This is a genomic window from Kitasatospora sp. NPDC091276 (assembly GCF_040684355.1).
Classification (GTDB): domain Bacteria; phylum Actinomycetota; class Actinomycetes; order Streptomycetales; family Streptomycetaceae; genus Kitasatospora.
Map to the genome: position 1 here is coordinate 18,172 of NZ_JBFBFU010000056.1, position 13,499 is coordinate 31,670.

General features: G+C 69.3%; 14 protein-coding genes. 6 read left to right on the plus strand and 8 right to left on the minus strand.

From position 1 onward, the window contains the following. Window positions 1-887: 887 nt before the first annotated feature. The 3 genes from AB0O19_RS37045 to AB0O19_RS37055 form a co-directional block, all read right to left on the minus strand. A complete protein-coding gene (locus AB0O19_RS37045) occupies window positions 888-2,231 on the minus strand; it encodes a helicase-associated domain-containing protein (protein WP_363626039.1) in 1,344 nt (447 codons plus the stop codon). Further along, a complete protein-coding gene (locus AB0O19_RS37050) occupies window positions 2,228-3,025 on the minus strand; it encodes a hypothetical protein (protein WP_363626041.1) in 798 nt (265 codons plus the stop codon). The genes AB0O19_RS37045 and AB0O19_RS37050 overlap by 4 nt, the downstream gene beginning before the upstream one ends. A 115-nt stretch (window positions 3,026-3,140) precedes the next feature. After that, a complete protein-coding gene (locus AB0O19_RS37055; RefSeq protein WP_363626043.1) occupies window positions 3,141-3,839 on the minus strand; it encodes a UPF0158 family protein in 699 nt (232 codons plus the stop codon). A gap of 111 nt (window positions 3,840-3,950) precedes the next feature. Between AB0O19_RS37055 and AB0O19_RS37060 the strand changes: the two genes are divergently transcribed. Further along, window positions 3,951-5,201 carry a DUF6880 family protein gene (locus AB0O19_RS37060; RefSeq protein WP_363626044.1) on the plus strand — a complete coding sequence of 417 codons (1,251 nt, stop codon included), beginning with the start codon at window positions 3,951-3,953 and terminating at the stop codon, window positions 5,199-5,201. 23 nt (window positions 5,202-5,224) lie between these two features. Here the strand turns inward: AB0O19_RS37060 and AB0O19_RS37065 are convergent, their stop codons facing one another. From AB0O19_RS37065 to AB0O19_RS37075, 3 genes are all read right to left on the minus strand, one after another. Continuing rightward, the gene (locus AB0O19_RS37065; RefSeq protein ID WP_363626046.1) at window positions 5,225-6,148 is read right to left on the minus strand and encodes a hypothetical protein; all 924 of its coding nucleotides are present in this window, start codon (window positions 6,146-6,148) and stop codon (window positions 5,225-5,227) included. Window positions 6,149-6,379: 231 nt separating this feature from the next. Continuing rightward, a complete protein-coding gene (locus AB0O19_RS37070; protein WP_363626047.1) occupies window positions 6,380-7,039 on the minus strand; it encodes a hypothetical protein in 660 nt (219 codons plus the stop codon). Between the two features lie 131 nt (window positions 7,040-7,170). Next, window positions 7,171-7,749: a DUF4240 domain-containing protein gene (locus tag AB0O19_RS37075; protein ID WP_363626049.1), complete on the minus strand. Its 579-nt coding sequence runs from the start codon at window positions 7,747-7,749 to the stop codon at window positions 7,171-7,173. 52 nt (window positions 7,750-7,801) lie between these two features. Here AB0O19_RS37075 and AB0O19_RS37080 point away from each other — a divergent pair, with 52 nt between their 5' ends. Next, complete coding sequence (locus tag AB0O19_RS37080; protein ID WP_363626051.1) at window positions 7,802-8,404, plus strand: HD domain-containing protein; 603 nt, start codon at window positions 7,802-7,804, stop codon at window positions 8,402-8,404. 80 nt (window positions 8,405-8,484) lie between these two features. Here the strand turns inward: AB0O19_RS37080 and AB0O19_RS37085 are convergent, their stop codons facing one another. Beyond that, the gene (locus AB0O19_RS37085) at window positions 8,485-9,648 is read right to left on the minus strand and encodes a HEAT repeat domain-containing protein (protein ID WP_363626053.1); all 1,164 of its coding nucleotides are present in this window, start codon (window positions 9,646-9,648) and stop codon (window positions 8,485-8,487) included. Window positions 9,649-9,762: 114 nt separating this feature from the next. Next, entirely contained in the window at window positions 9,763-10,194 is a 432-nt protein-coding gene (locus AB0O19_RS37090; protein WP_363626055.1) for a hypothetical protein, read from the minus strand. Between the two features lie 283 nt (window positions 10,195-10,477). On the opposite strand from AB0O19_RS37090, the gene AB0O19_RS37095 reads away from it, so the two are divergent. The 4 genes from AB0O19_RS37095 to AB0O19_RS37110 all read left to right on the plus strand — a co-directional run. Then, window positions 10,478-11,143 (plus strand): DUF1963 domain-containing protein, encoded by a 666-nt coding sequence (locus AB0O19_RS37095; protein WP_363626057.1) that lies wholly within the window; start codon window positions 10,478-10,480, stop codon window positions 11,141-11,143. After that, complete coding sequence (locus AB0O19_RS37100) at window positions 11,137-11,709, plus strand: SMI1/KNR4 family protein (RefSeq protein WP_363626059.1); 573 nt, start codon at window positions 11,137-11,139, stop codon at window positions 11,707-11,709. Before AB0O19_RS37095 ends, AB0O19_RS37100 begins: the two co-directional genes overlap by 7 nt. 464 nt (window positions 11,710-12,173) lie before the next feature. Then, the gene (locus AB0O19_RS37105; RefSeq protein WP_363626061.1) at window positions 12,174-13,067 is read left to right on the plus strand and encodes a hypothetical protein; all 894 of its coding nucleotides are present in this window, start codon (window positions 12,174-12,176) and stop codon (window positions 13,065-13,067) included. Window positions 13,068-13,140: 73 nt separating this feature from the next. After that, window positions 13,141-13,499: transposase (locus AB0O19_RS37110; RefSeq protein WP_363626063.1), on the plus strand; the 359-nt coding region annotated here is incomplete at its 3' end.

Here is a 13,499-nt window from a genome sequence, read left to right on the forward strand (position 1 = left end):
CCCCCTGGTCCATCGCGGCACACCCGACCAGCAGCCGCCGCACCCTCGCGTCCGGCCCCACGGTAGCCTGCCGAACCCCACCATGGGCACGACACAAGCGGGCCCAGTCCCGCCTCCCCTCCCCGCCACGGCGTGGACACCGTCGTCACCCTGAACGACCCCACCGGCTCCAGCATCTCCCCCGTCCAGGCCAAGCGCTCCAAGAACGCACTCCCGGTGGAGACCGCCCGACCCCCGCCTGCGCCATCCACGCCAAGAACGCCGGCTACGGCACCCTCGCCACCACCTCACGGTTCAGCAAGGCCAGCTACACCCTCGCCCACCGCAACGACCGAACCCGCCTCATCAACGCCCGCAACCTCAAAGCCCTGCCCACCGAGCACCTGACCATCAACACCCTACTCGGCCTGCCCAAGCCCCCCCCGAGCTGCCAGGCCGGCGAGGCTGCGGCGATCCCTCGGCCAGCGGCTGCGGTCCCCAGCTGGTCCCTGACAAGATCGCAAGACGCCGGCACCACGACCGTCGATCACCTGTCGCCCCATCAACAAAAAGGCCGCTGGCCTGGGATTTCTCCCGGCCAACGGCCTTCCGACATCACTGTCGGGACGACAGGATTTGAACCTGCGACCCCTTGACCCCCAGCGGTCGAAAGGGGGTGACGGTCCGTCCATTCAGCCCAGAACCCGCAGGTCAGGGTCTGTCTCGTCCAGGCCTCGTGCTGCTTTTTACGGTCCAGTGACACCCAGTCCGTGAGAGGTACGTGAGAGGCCGGTGGCCGCAGTGAGTCTCCTCTCTGCGGCTCACCCCGTTCTGAGCCGGGTTCCCCCTCATCGCCAGACGCCGGGCCGGATCCGTTGCTTCGACCAGCGGCCCTCGGTGTCCGGTAGTCATCGGACCTGGTCCAGCGGGTACCCCTGGGCGAGGGCAGCCTTGCGGAAGGCAGCGAGCCGGTCGGCGGGGACGGCGAAGTGGCGCTCCCCCAGCCGGGTCGCGACGGTGCGCAGGCGCCGGTCCCCGGCCAGGAGAGCCGCCACCGCAGGGTCCGCGCATTCGATCAGGTGGACCGGGCCGGTGTCACGGACCTGGCCGAGGCGGCGAGCCGCATCATCCAGCAGCGTCGTGACGGTCTGCGGCAGCGGATGCCGGCTTGCCGCCTCCAGGTAGCGTCGCAGCTCGGCGAGGTCGCGCCCGGCGTCTATGGCTCGGAGCAGGGAGCGGTGGGTGAGGCTCCAGACGCGGTCGCCGGTCTTGTCGGCGAAGGCGTCCAGGAGCAGGGCGTCGGCGGGGGCGAGTCCGTCGAGGGCGGCGATGTCATGGTTGGGCAGAACGGTGATCTGGCCGGACGGGGTTGCCGGTCGGGGCTTGGGGCTGGGGGTGTAGGTGGCGCTCTGGCCGGTGGTGTAGGCGCCGAGTGGGTTGAGGCGTATGGCGAGCAGGCCGTCGTACCGGCTGAGTTGGTCGAGGTAGTCGCCGCCCCAGTTGTGCTGGTAGTCGGTGCGGGCTCCGGCGGGCGGGATGTAGTCGATGTCGATCAGGCCGAGGACTGCTGCGTATTCGAAGAGCACGGCGAGGGTGTAGCGGCCCTGGAGCAGCGGCCAGTCGTGGTGGCCGTCGTAGCCGAGGCTTCCGTACTGGGGGTCTTCCAGGTACAGCTTCCACAGGGCGCGTTCGCTGCGGGTGATGACGGGGTCCTGGCCGGCTCGGCGCATCTGCGCGAACAGGTCGTCCACGGTGATCCATTGGCCGGTAATGCGGGTGGTGAGTGCCTGGCCGACGAGCTCGCGGCGAGGTCGGGCTGCGGTGAGCACGTTGGCGGCGCGCTGGCCTTTGATTTCCTCGATCCGGTTGAACTCGTCCAGCAGGGTGTTCTTCAGCCAGCGCTGCCACAGGGCGGCGATGGTCTCGTGTGCGGGCTTGGCGAGTGCGGTTCGGCCGCGCGGGGTCAGCGTGAGCCTGCCGGCAGTGAGGGTTGCCAGGCCGCCGGCCTGGAGGAGAAGGGGCCAGGCGAAGGCGGCGATGGCCTCGTGTTCGTAGAAGTCGCCGCCGTCGAGGACTTCGGTGATCGCGGCGACGGTGGCCGCGCTGGGCCTGCGGGTCTTCTCGCTGCAGCGAAGCTTGCCCGTGGCGCACAGCTGGAGCAAGGCGGCCAGGTTGGCCTGCGCCTCGTGTTCGGTGGCACGGATCCGGCGCTCTTTCTCCTGTCGGTCATCGAGCTGGTGATCGATGCTCACAACTGCCCCATCGCGACGGTGTAGTGGAAGCCGTCCGGGCCACAGGACCGTTCCAGGGTGCGGACGATGTTCCGGGCCTCGTCGTGCGGCCCGGAGACGTAGAACGGCTTGCCCTCGCGGCCGAAGTCGATCGCGGGCTCGTCGCCCCGCACAGGCCCGAGGTAAGGGGCGGTGTCCCCGAAGCCTGGTGCAGGCGAGAAGCCGAGGGAACGCGCGTACGCGACCGCGCCGTGCACGATCGTGCGAGCCTGGTCGAGCTCGATGCTCAGCGGCGGCAGGTCGAAAGCCGAGTAGTACCGGCGCAGGTACGCAGGGAGTGAGCCGACTCCGATGACCTCCGGCTCAATGGTGTTCTTGACGCCCAGGCAGTGGACGTCCACCAGGAACCCGCACACCGTTACTCTGCTGGCCCGCTCCTGGCGGGCCACCAGTACCTGGGCGAAACCTGCCGTCTCCGGATTCTCGGCGGCATGCGGGTCGGCCTCCGCCCACGCGGGCGCGGCGGCCAGTCCCAGGCCGGCGCTCCAGCCCGCGTTCACCCAGCACCCGATCACCGGCCGATCGGCCGGGGCCATCCCTTCGGTCTGGCACTCGGCCGCCTGTCGCAGCAGAGCACTCGCCTGCGCGGGGCGCATGCCCAGGGCCCTCGCGATCTGCTTCGGCCCGCTCCCGGCTGCCCGCAGTTCCAAGACCCTGGCCAGGACATCGTCGCTCTCCATCACCCGGGCATTGTCCATCAACCCCGGACACCGGAGCGCCCACCCCTGGTCGTTCAACCCGAACGGCTGGCGCATGCCCCAAACCGCCTCCGCCGCCCTGGCGTTGACAGTACGCTGAGGCGTTCCAGGTCCGGCTTCCCGTCATGGGTCGCCCCGCTCGTCTCAACCAGTCTGCTTCGTCCGGCCGCGGTCACTGGCGGGCCACCGGGCGGTAGCCGTTCCCGGCGAGCCAGGCCCGCGCCCGGCCGCGCTGCCGCTCCTCGGCGAACAGGTGGAACCGGCGCAGCTCGTCCTCACTGCGGGCCAGGACGTCCTTGAAGCGGCGGAACGCCCCGCGGCCGGAGATCGCGATCTTCAGGCGATCCGCGAAATCGGCGTCACCGATCGTGGCGATGAACAGCTCCATGTCCCGGTAGCCGTCCCGGGAACCCTCGCACCACACCGGCAGCCACCGCTCGGGGTCCTCGTCGTCGTCCTCCCACTGCTCGCCGGAGTCGGCCTGCTGGGGCCAGCAGTCACCGGTGGTCAGGTCGATCCGGCCACCGCCGAAGACCGGGTCGCCTTCCAGCAGCCCGGACAACTCCTCCAGATCCACCGGCAGTGGCCTGAGCTGTGGCACCGGGCCGCGCCCCAGGGCAGCCTCGGCCTGCCGAGCCAGCTCCGCATCACCCTCCCAGTCTCGCTCACCGAGCCGGGCAATGCACTGGAGGGCCAGTTCCGCAGCCCCCGGAACCCCCGCGATCACCGCGTCGCCGACGGCGTCCCCGACCTGCTGCAGAACCTCGGCCACCGGCTGCCCGGACAGCAGCGCGACCAGCGCCGTCCCGCCGCCTGCGTGCCGCGCCGCGCGCAGCCGCCGCAGACTTTCCTCGCTCCACGTACCCGTCATGGAGAGCACGGTAGCGGCGCACTCGCTCCGGCGGACGCCAGGTCCGCGTTCAGGGAACGGGCGCATCCGCCATCTGCTCTCGGATATGCGCGACGTGGTGGGATGGGGCGCATGGGCACGAACACGGTCTCCCCGGACGAGCTCGCCGCGCTGGTGGACAGGCTGCGGTGGGACAAGCGCCGCCACCCCTACCACGGGCGGGGCGAGTACCAGGCAACCGCCCACCAGGTACTGGAGACGGCGACCGCGCTGGTCGACACCGGCCTGGCCGGCACGGTCGTACGGACGCTGCGCACCGCCGTGAACCGGATCACCCGCGCGCAGATGTACCTCGACGACTCCTCAGGCGTCGTCGGCGACGCGCTCCAAGGACTCACCGACCTCTACGCCCGCGCGCTGGAGCAAGCCCCATCCGCCAACCCCAAGACACTCGCGTCATGGCTGGTCGCGGCGCAGTTCGACGGCCCCGGCTGGCCCCGCATCCACCTGCGCGCCTTCGCCCCCGCCCTCGGCGAACCGGGCATCGCTGAGATCACCGCCCAGGTCCAGGCCCGCGCCGCCACCGCCGCTCCGGACTCGTGGAGCGCCCAGTTCGCCGTCCGCGACTTCCGCGAGCAGCTCGCCGAGCTCACCGGCGACGTCGACCACTACATCGCCGTCCTCGCCGAGGACCTGAAGAGCCCGGACCAGTACCGCAAGATCGCACGCGCCCTGCTCGACGCCGACCGCCCGGCCGAGGCCATCGACTGGGCCAAGCGCGGACTGGCCCACCACCCCGGCAACCCCTACAGCGACAGGCTCCGCGACCTGCTCGTCGACCTCCTCATCGATGAGGACCAGGTCGCTACCGCGCTCCAGGTGCGCGTCACCGAGTTCAACCGGCACCCCGTCGCCGCCACCTTCCGAGCCCTGGCCGCCACGTGCGACCGCGTCGGTGACACCACGCCACTCGCAGCAGCCTTGGAGACACTGCGCGCCAGGGCCACCCAGGACTCGCTCCGCCTGCGTGAACTCGTCCAGGCTCTGGGCACCGCCGGCTTGGACGAGGAGGCATGGTCCACCGCCGCCGCACACCCCGGCGAGGTCGGGGCACACCTGCTCCGCTCCCTCGTCGAACGGCGCGAAGCGGCACACCCCGCCGAGGTGCTCGCCCCCTACCGCTTCCTGGTCCAGGCCCAGCTCGCCGACAGCGGGAAGTACCGATACGACCGCGCCGTCGAACTGCTCCGCCGGCTGCGCGCCGCGCACACCACAGCAGGCGACCCCGAGGGCTTCACCCGCTACCTCGCCGAACTCCGCGCCGAGCACAAGCGCAGGACCGGCTTCATCGCCAAGCTCGACAAAGCCGGACTGACCCCCTGAGGTCCGCAGCCAGGTGGGGCCAGCTACCAGCCGCGCAGTTCCCTCCAGCTCCGTTCGAACGCCTCCAGACCGTCGCGGCCGAGCAGGTGCCGGTACCGACCGGTCGGGTGCAGGCACGAATCCGTGTCGCAGACCGCGGCCAGCTTCGCGAGGCGCTCGGCAAGCTCCGCCGGGTCGATCCGAAGTCGCTCGCACAGGCCGACGTGGACGGCCGCGATGGCCGAGCCGATCTCGTGCGATTCCTCGTCGTAGGTGCGCCAATCCTGGCTCAGCACCCCGGCGAGGTGGTCCCAGCGCTCCGCGGCGTACTCGACCGCGTCCAGCAGCTCCACCGACGGCGGGCGCAGCGCCAGCGCCTGGAGTTCGGTCACCACGGCGCGGCCTGCGGTGGCGATGTCATGCAGGTCGTACTCGTAGCGATCGTCCGGGATCGCCCGCGCCTCGTCGACCAGCGCACGCAGCGGCTCCAGATCCTCGGCGCCCGGCGCACCGAGGCGGCCGGTGACCACCTCGAGATCGACGGCGAGCATGCGGTCACGCACGGCATGACGGGCGATCAGCGCGACGAGCTCCGCCACGTCGAGAGTCCTGGCAAGCGTACGGAAGCGCCGCTCCGCGGGATCCACGGCCCGCGCGTCAGGACGGGACTCGGGCAACGCGTTCCAGGTGAACCCCGCGCGTACGGCGGCCAGAGCCGCCGCGATGGTATGTGGGCACAGCACGGTAGGACGGCTGTCAGGGCAGTCGCACTCCCCCGTCAGGGCGCGACCCACGACGCCGACCCAGACCTGCCAGGTCTGGGTGCCGTCGACGACATCGGCGTTGGCTCCGCCGAAGCCGGGCTCCAAGTTGCGCACAGCGCCGGCGGTCAACAGCTTCTCGCCGCCGCTGTACGCCTTCGCAGACGCAGCAGCTCGGACGGTGTCGGTAGCGATGCTCACGGCCATGCCCATCATCCAATCCTGCCCGGCCGATCGCTGGGCATCGGGTCCACGAACGGGTGAGCCCCGCTCCGCCCGTGCCACGGCTGTGCCGAACCGGCGTACCTGGAATCGCCACCAGCGGAAACGGCCTACACCCTGTGGCTGTGCAAGTCGGGACGACAGGATTTGAACCTGCGACCCCTTGACCCCCGGCGCGCGCCACTTCGCGGCGGATTACTCATCCGGCCGATTTCCCTACGTTGTGGGGTAGCCGATCTCGGCGATGTCCTCAGCAAGGTCCGCGAGGATCAGCTCGGCGTTGAGGGCACGGACCACGTCATCGGTGAGCGGCCGCAGAGCACAGATATGCCGGACGATATCCAGGTCCACAGGTACCTCGTAGTAGTCGACGGCGAAGCGAGCGTACGCCTCCGGAGATCGGTCGGCGAGGAGCCGGAACAGCCAGTCGGCCCCGTCGGGGTCGACATGGCCCTCCGGGAAGTCGATCTCCCCCGTCTGCCAACTCTCATCAGTCGTCCTACGCCACAGGCAGGCCGTCACCGTCGGAATGCCGTCGTCGTTGAACGCGGGTTCCTCCACGCACGACCGGAACTCTTCGGGAACAGAGTCCACCACGCCCGGCCACACTCCGTCCTCGGCATAGGGGCTCATCGGCGACTCGTGGTCAAAGCCCCGGACGTACACACCAGCCGGAGCGAAGACGATCGAGTACTCATCCCCCGAACCGTTACGCATCGACGCCAACTCCTCCGTCGGCGACCACCGCGTGTCAAAGGAGTAGTAGCGCGCAGACCAATCGGGACTGAGGATCGCATCCAGCATCGCCAAAGCCCGGCAGTGGTCCCGCAAGGTATCGGGATCGGGCAAAGAACAGGCGACATCGTTGACGGTCATGCCGACCATCCAAGCGGACCCCAGTGACAACCCGCATGGTCGCCGCCAAGCCGCCGCACAGGGGACATCGGCAACCAACCGGGACAGCGGCCCCATCCGGGTGGCGACGCCCTTCGAGGCACTGACGCGTCTCAGCCGGCGGCTGCGCCAAGGTAGAGGGCAGCCAGGCGGGGAAGGCGACGGTGCATCTCGTCAGCGTCGTCGAAGTCGAAGTCCTCCCCCATGTCGGAGTCCAGCTCCGTATCCAGATCCTGCCCGGCCCGATGGCGCTTCCACGCCTCGTGGAAGGCATCGGCGTCACCCGTGAGGCGCTCGAACGCGTAGCCGGCCGCGTAGTTCACGTCCTCGGCGGAGATCACGTAGTCGTCGCCCCCGGCGGCGGCTTCGATCACTGCGGGGTTGCCCGCCAGAGCGTCCGGGCGAGCGGCTGCCCGCTCGTACCAGTCTCGCCCGAGGGCGATCAGGCCGGCCCGGAAGTCCATGAAGCTGTCATCCGAGCAGCCTCCCCCGATGAGATAGGCGGCGGCCCACACGTCCCAGCGGTACACGGCGCCGTGCACCTCGTCGAAACGCTCCTGATAGGCGAGGATCTCCTCCTGCGAGAGCCCCGCCAGCTGGTCGACCAACGCCTCGGCGAACGACTTACCATGCGGACCGCTGCTTTCGGACCGCGCTACCCCGATCACATTCCAGAACCCGTCGATGTCCATGGCCATCCACCCTTGCAGCAGGGTCCGACATGTGAGGCCTACCGTGTCCCGGATGACCCTCAATGCTCTGCAGCGAGCGCTCACCCTGCCCGGCGATCCCGTACTGCGACCGCTACCGTGCCAGGTCGCCGTCCTCCTCGAAGAGTTGCAGGCCCCGCCCAGGCTCGCGGCCCATCTCCGGGCCGTCCACGATGTCGCCCACCAACTGGTCGTCTGGGTCGAACGGCACTACCCGCAGCTGGACTTCGACCGGCATGCCGTCCTCTTCGGCGCCGCCACCCACGACATCGGGAAGATCCTGCACCCCGAGGAGCTCTCCCGGCCCGGTTCCGCGCACGAGATGGCCAGGCGCGACCTGCTGATCGCCCGGGGCGTCACCGAGGAACTCGCCCGCTTCGCCCGCAGCCACGCATCGTGGAACGCCCCCGGCATCAGCACCGACGACCTGCTGGTAAGCCTCGCCGACAAGATCTGGAAGGGCAAGCGCGTCACTGATCTCGAACAACTGCTGATCGAGCGCCTTGCCGAAGCCGACCACCAGCAGCCGTGGGAGGCGTTCGCAGCACTCGACGATGTTCTCGACCACATCGCGCAGGATGCCGAACGCAGGCTGGCCTTCCAAGCTGAGCACCCGGTCGCGCCCGGCATCGGATGAGCCTTGTGAGAGTTCCGGAACTCGACCGAGGCCTCCGACAGGCAGCAGGGGCCGCGAGGATCCGAGCTCTCCGCGAGCCGTCAGAAGTCGGGGGCCCGGTCGCGGTTTGTCAGGAGCGCGCGGAAGGACTCTCGTTCTGTCGGTAGTCCAGCTCGGCGCAGCCATGTGATCTTGTTACCGATGTTGCCCCAGCAATCGTCCTTGGCCGCGATGGCGCTGAGGAGTCGGTACTGAGCGTCGGTGAGGGCCGCCTCGCTGGCGTTGCCGTCGGGGAAGGCGCGCAGCAGGAGCGGTCCCCAGTCGCGTTCGACGGTGAAGTCGTTGGCCATGGGCATCAGTGCCAGGGCGGCGTCGAGGATTTCCTCCAGGGTGGTGGTGCGGGAGAGCAGGGCGTGGAGGAGGGTGAAGCGGAACCATCCGTCGAGTTGGGGCAGGGGTTCGGCGTCGAACCAGTGGTCCGCGGCATGCGGGTCCGACAGTGCCTCCAGAAGGATGGCAGTGGGACGCGGGTCGTCGGAGGGGAGCGGGGCGAGGGCGGCGCAGGCTCGGATCGCCGGATCCTGGTCGGTGAGCAGGTCGCTGGTGTCCTGCGCCCAGGTTACGAGGGTCAGAACGGCCACGGCGCGCTCGCGCCGGTTCCCGCTTGTGGTCAGGGTGATGCGCAGCCGAGCGGCTGCGTCGGGTATCCGGTCGCGGAGTTCGGGGGCCTTGAGAAGGTGGCCGGCAGCGCCGACAGCGGCCTCGCGAACCACGGGGTCGGGATCGCTCAGGTAGGGAGCCACCGCCTGGTGGATCGCGGGACGGGCGGCGCGGCAGGCAGCGATGTCGGCCGGGTCGTCGTACTCGGGATCCTGCTCGCGGTCGTCGTAGTAGCCGACCGACTCGGCGATCTCGCCCAGCCACTCCAGTAGCGCGGCGCGAAGTGGGCGGGCCCGGTCGTCCCACGGGTACTCGCTCTCGTGCGCGGCCGAGGTGCGCGGATGGTCCAGGATGCCGGCCACGAACAGTGCGACCGGCGCGGTGCTGCTGTAGAGCGAGCCTTGGTGGAGGACCGACATCTGCAGCCGGCCCAGGGCATGGGCCTGGACCTCGGGGTCGTCGTCCAGCAGGCCGACCAGCAGCATGGGTGTGTCCTCGGCCGATCCGTACGCGTGGCTGAGCTCCGCCCAGGGCGTGTCGAGCAGGACGGCCTTGGGGTGCGGGACCGATTCGATGCCGGCAGGCGGCTCGCCAGGAGTGATCACGGGCAGCAGTGTGGCGGATCGGGCTGACAACGGGACGAACGTTGGTGACGGAAGCCGAACGCTGGGCTTCCCGGCAGTCGAGGGCGCCAGCCGAGCAGCCCGACTTCGGCACGTCTACAGGGCGATACCGCAGTACAGGCCGCACTGACCGGCGTCACGGGCGAGGCAGGCCAGCCGCTCCAGGAAGTCGGCTATCAGCTCCGCGTCCTGTCCCGCGCCGGCCTCGGTGAGCGTCCACCCGGACGCGGCCTCCTCCAGTCGGCCGCTGCCGGCCATCGCGAGCGCGTCACGAAGGCTGTCGGTAATCGACACGAGCCAGTGGCCCTCGTGCTGCGGATCGCTCAGCAGCTCGCAGAAGCGCGGGTCGGCTTCCACCTGCTCCTCGGGAACTCCCCTCAGGGCCGCCTCGACCACACCGAGGAGGGCGTAGGGGTCAACGACCTTAAGTCCGACCGTGCCGAACCGGTCGTCGGCCCGGCCGCCCTCGAAGATGCCCAAGGCCTGTGCGTCGTCGGCGGCCGCATAGTAGTCGTAGAGGTTTCCCATGGCTTGATCGTCCAGCCACCCCCGACAGCCGGTACGGGCGCCCAGGCTCAGTGGCCCGGCCCCTCACCCCCGTGTCAGCTGGCACGGACGCCTCCGTAGGCTCCCCGTGTAAGAGCCGGATGCCTGCCCTGGGCGCAGCACGTGTGGCGTTCCGTTCGCCGAAAGACGTAGCCGCGATGACCGGGTGCCCCATCCACCTCGTCCCAGTCCGGGTCTGGGCGGAGTCGTGACCACGGGCCGTGGTAGGCCGAGGTGTCAGCGGCTTGTCGTAGAGTCGCCGGCTGTGACGACGACCCTGATGACGTACGCGGGCACCACCGAGCCCACCGCATTTGTCACCCGCACCGGCGGGGTGCCGCTGGCCACGGCCGGGACTTCGTGGCCTCAGTGCTCCACGTGCGACGGGCCGATGCAGTTCCTGGCGCAGGTGCTCCTCGACGATCTCGGCCGCCACGCCGGCCAGGGCGCCGTCGAGGGGCGGGACGTGCTCGCCCTGTTCATGTGCCAGAACGACCCTGGCATGTGCGAGGAGTGGGACCCGCAGGCGGGCGGCAACCGCGCACTGCTGTTCCCTACGGCCGCACTCCAGCCGATCCCGGTGCCCGTGCTGGACGAGGACGACGACCAGGAGCCGGTTACGCTCGGCGCGGTGAGCGCCGTCGCGTACGAGCCGTCCACGACGGCCGATTACGGCCAGGCCTACACGGAGTGGGCGAGGCAGCCGGGCCGAACTCCTCTTGACGTCCTCGGTCAGCTCGGCGGGCAGCCCACGTGGCTGCAGAACGACGAGACCCCGGCCTGCCCGACCTGCGCACGGCAGATGAAGCTCGTCGTTCAGCTCGAGGAAGGACGGGACCACGCCACCGCGATGAACTTCGGAGGTCGTGGTGAGGCCTACGCCTTCGCGTGCGAGCCCTGCACACAGGCCGTGTTCCTGTGGCAGTGCTGACCCCAGCAATCTTCTGCCCCCAGCCGGAGAGCCAGACCGCGCTCGAGCAACTACGCGCGCACCTCGGGGAACCGGAGTCCTGGGGTTGGGCCAGGCCCGCGATCTGGGATGCCAGTGAGCGGTACCTCGGTTTCCGGCTGCCAACCGACTTCAAGGCGTTCCTCGATCTGTACGGCCCCGGCTCGGTGGACGGTTATCTGACGATCGACCGGCCGATGGACGCCACGCCGGCCGAGCTGGAGCGCTGCTGGGGACCCTCACCTGAGCGTCCGGCCTGGTACGGCGAGATTGCCGAGGGTTGGTGGGAGGTCGACGAGTCCGACGTCCGATCGGGCGTTCTGCTGCTGTGGGGAAGCGACGAGCACGGCAGCCGGTACTTCTTCCGCGCGGTCGAGAACGATCCCGCCGAGTGGCGGATCATCATCAGCAGCGACGAGGGCGAGTGGTTCGAGACCGCCGGGACGTTCACCGAGTTCCTGGTTCGGTGCTTCCACCGCGTCGATCGCCCCGACTTCATGGACGCAAGCTGGCCGGGACCCAACGCTCGCTATGTGCCCCACCCATGACCCCGCGTTCAGCCGCCCGGACCGCTACCCCGCGCGCCCGCCTGAGCAACCGCCGCCGTACTCTGCCCGCGTGAGCACGAACCACTCCCCCGTCGCCTGCGCCTGCTGCGGCGCACCCACCCACGACAGGAAGCAAATCGATGTCCGGTTCGTCCTTCCCGATGCCGCACTTGCGCTCCCCGACAACCGGGACGGCGACGGCACCGAGCGCGACCTCGCCGCGCCGTTCCCGCTCACCAGGCGCCGGATCTGGAAGGACGGCCGCCGTGTCTGCTTCCTGCATCCCCACGAACGGCCCCCGACGCCACTGAGCTCTACGCTGGCGGAGCCTCGAGAGAAACGGTTGAGCAGCGAACCGCTTAGCTCCGCGTCGTCGATGAGAAGACCGCCCGCTTTTACGGTGGGACCGCGGCCGAGTCCTGATCGCCCAACGGATTTGCTCCCTAGACGCGTGAGGAGTTGAAGTGGCCTCTATACCGGCCCACGACGCGCAGCAGCGGGCTGATGCTATTGGTGGGCGGCTGACTGCGTTGTTCGACCGCTCGGGCAAGGGTATCGGGCAGGTTTGTCCGTGGGAGCTGGTGGTCTTCAACGACCTGAGCGAGGCGGCACGGGCTGCGGCGGCCTGGATCGTGGCCGATTCGGTCATGAAGGATCGCACTGGGAATCAGCCGGCGGCCTACGGCCTGTGGCGCAATGCTGTGCTCTCGGGGACGAAGCTGGCCGGCGATGACCGCGCGGAGGTGCTCGCCTTCGCCATACCGGTGTTCAAGGCAGCGGGCGAGGAGGCGACCAACGCTCTCATCGGGTACGTCGGCGAGTGGCTGTGGTACCTGACAACGCGCGAACTACCTCCAGAGGCCGACCGGACGATCGAGATCATCAACTCGCCGAGTGGCACGGTTACGGACAGCGGTGGTGATGGGATAGTCGTCCACCGTCTGACAGGTACGGAGGGCGAATTCTCCTTCAGGCTGTGGGAGATGAAGAAGTTCACGGCCGACCCTGCGAAATCGAGCGATGTGGGGGCAACGATCCGGAACGCGTGGCGTCAGCTCGGCACGAGCGGAGCCGAGTACCTGGCGATGATGTCGTTCGCCGACAAGCACCTTTCCAAGGACTCGCACGCGTTCGTCAGCACCCTCGTGCGACAGTGGGTGCAGGCGGCTCCTTCCAGCAACGCGGGGGTGAGCGTGGCGCTCGACGAGACCGCAGTTCCCCAGCAGGCGTTCCACCTGTCTCACACGCACTTCACTTCACACACGCATGACGGTGCGTTGGCAGGGCTGATCATCGGCATTGATGAACTCGGTGAGTTCGCCCAGGACGTGAGGAGCTATGTGTGGAGCGCACTCTAGGGCGCGTATTCGGTCGTGATCAATCTGCGCGATTTACCTTCGCAGCGGGTCCAGTTCCGGTAAACCGTGGTGCGTGACGCGAGCGCAACTGACGGATGCAGAGTGGGTGTTGATCGAGCCGTACTTGCCGATCGGCGAGTACGGCCCGTACCCCGAGCGGCTGCGCCAGCAGTTCGAGGGCGTGGTCTGGCGATTCCGGACGGGCGGGCAGTGGCGGGAGATGCCGAAGGAGTTCGGTGCTTGGTCGACCGTCTCCAATCGGTTCCGGCAGTGGAGGGACGCCGGCGTCTTCGAAGCCCTGCTGGAGGGGATGATCGCGGAAGCCGCGAAGCGCGGTGAGGTGGACTTGTCCCTGGTCGGCGTGGACTCCACCACCGTGCGAGCCCACCACGACGCCGCCGGGATGCACCTTGACCCCGACACCATGGCCTC

Coding starts and splice junctions, on each gene's coding strand:
- AB0O19_RS37050 (WP_363626041.1), bottom strand. CDS start 3,025: ATGCGCCAGCCGTTCGGGTTGAACGACCAGGGGTGGGCGCTCCGGTGT.
- AB0O19_RS37055 (WP_363626043.1), bottom strand. CDS start 3,839: ATGACGGGTACGTGGAGCGAGGAAAGTCTGCGGCGGCTGCGCGCGGCG.
- AB0O19_RS37060 (WP_363626044.1), top strand. CDS start 3,951: ATGGGCACGAACACGGTCTCCCCGGACGAGCTCGCCGCGCTGGTGGAC.
- AB0O19_RS37065 (WP_363626046.1), bottom strand. CDS start 6,148: ATGGCCGTGAGCATCGCTACCGACACCGTCCGAGCTGCTGCGTCTGCG.
- AB0O19_RS37070 (WP_363626047.1), bottom strand. CDS start 7,039: ATGACCGTCAACGATGTCGCCTGTTCTTTGCCCGATCCCGATACCTTG.
- AB0O19_RS37075 (WP_363626049.1), bottom strand. CDS start 7,749: ATGGACATCGACGGGTTCTGGAATGTGATCGGGGTAGCGCGGTCCGAA.
- AB0O19_RS37080 (WP_363626051.1), top strand. CDS start 7,802: ATGACCCTCAATGCTCTGCAGCGAGCGCTCACCCTGCCCGGCGATCCC.
- AB0O19_RS37090 (WP_363626055.1), bottom strand. CDS start 10,194: ATGGGAAACCTCTACGACTACTATGCGGCCGCCGACGACGCACAGGCC.